Genomic DNA, 1,265 nt, shown 5'->3' with positions numbered 1-1,265 from the left:
ACGATCGTCGCCCTGCCGACCTCGGAGCGTTCCTTGGCATAGCGAGAATAGACGCTTGCTCCCTCAATCCCAATGAACACAAAGATTGTGACCAGCATGGTCGCTCGGATTTGCTCAAAGAGACCGCTTCGAGATGCCAGCTCTCCGCCCCATAGGTTGCTGACGAAGATGTTCGCCTTGAACGTTCCGGCCAGAATGAAAATGAAGGTAAGGATGGGAATGATTTTTGCGACCGTAACAACGGTGTTGATGACGGCAGCTTCCTTGATCCCGCGCAGGATCGTGAAGTGGAACAGCCAGAGTGCGATCGACGAGACCACCACTGCAGGGACCGTGTCACCATTGCCAAAAACCGGGAAGAACGCGCCGAGTGTCGACTTGATCAGAACCCAATATGAGACGTCGGCAATGCAGGCAACCAACCAATAGCCAAACGCAGAAAGGAAACCAGCGTAGTCACCGAAGCCGGCTTTTGCGTAGGCAAAGATGCCGGCATCGAGTTCTGGCTTGCGCTCCGCGAGCGCCTGAAAGACGCGGGCCAACGTATACATCCCGGTCCCGGCGATACACCAGGCGATGATTGCGCCGACTGGTCCGGTTGCGTTGCCGAAGGTACGAGGCAGCGAAAATATGCCGGCGCCGATCATCGATCCGACCACCATCGCCGTTAGCGCCGCGAGCGAAAGCTTCTGCGAGGTCTGGGATGCCATGGCYGCGTCTCGAGCCGGTCGTCAATTGTACAAGCGAAATCCGTCCGAATTGCTAAACCGGTCCAGGTCGCTCACCCGATGCTGCATCGGAGAAAGTCACAAGTCCAGCCGATGTAACTCCACTGCGGCGGTGTATTGCGTCGAGGCTTCGAAATAGAGACGCGATGCACAGGAATGAGACTCTCAGCTAATTTCACGACCACGCCAAAAGCATAGGGTTCGGTTTGTACTGAAATTCCAGCCCGCTCGTTGGCTCACGCACAGATGATTTCCGATCACTCGGGAGAGGCACGTGGCAAGTAAGTCCGAGCAGAAGCTGTCCTTGTTCGCCCTGATCGCAATGGTTGTCGGATCGATGATCGGGGCCGGTATCTTCAATCTGCCCGGCAGGTTCGCCACCGCGACGGGCCCGTTCGGCGCCATCATCGCCTGGATGATAGCCGGAACCGGCATGTACATGCTGGCCCGGGTGTTCCAGGCGCTGGCCGAGAAGAAACCGGATATCGATTCCGGCGTCTTCGCCTATGCCAAGGCCGGCTTCGGCGACTATATGGG

General features: G+C 57.4%; 2 protein-coding genes. One reads left to right on the top strand and one right to left on the bottom strand.

Annotation, left to right across the window (positions count from 1 at the left end; genetic code table 11):
* On the bottom strand, nt 1–710 hold a 710-nt coding region (locus ACXJ7R_RS33275), incomplete at its 3' end, for an amino acid permease (RefSeq protein ID WP_457155501.1).
* Between the two features lie 292 nt (nt 711–1,002).
* Here ACXJ7R_RS33275 and ACXJ7R_RS33270 point away from each other — a divergent pair.
* On the top strand, nt 1,003–1,265 hold a 263-nt coding region (locus tag ACXJ7R_RS33270), incomplete at its 3' end, for an amino acid permease (protein WP_457155500.1).

The sequence above is a fragment of the Mesorhizobium sp. P5_C1 genome, assembly GCF_054049815.1.
This window is presented reverse-complemented; position numbering and strand designations above follow the sequence as displayed.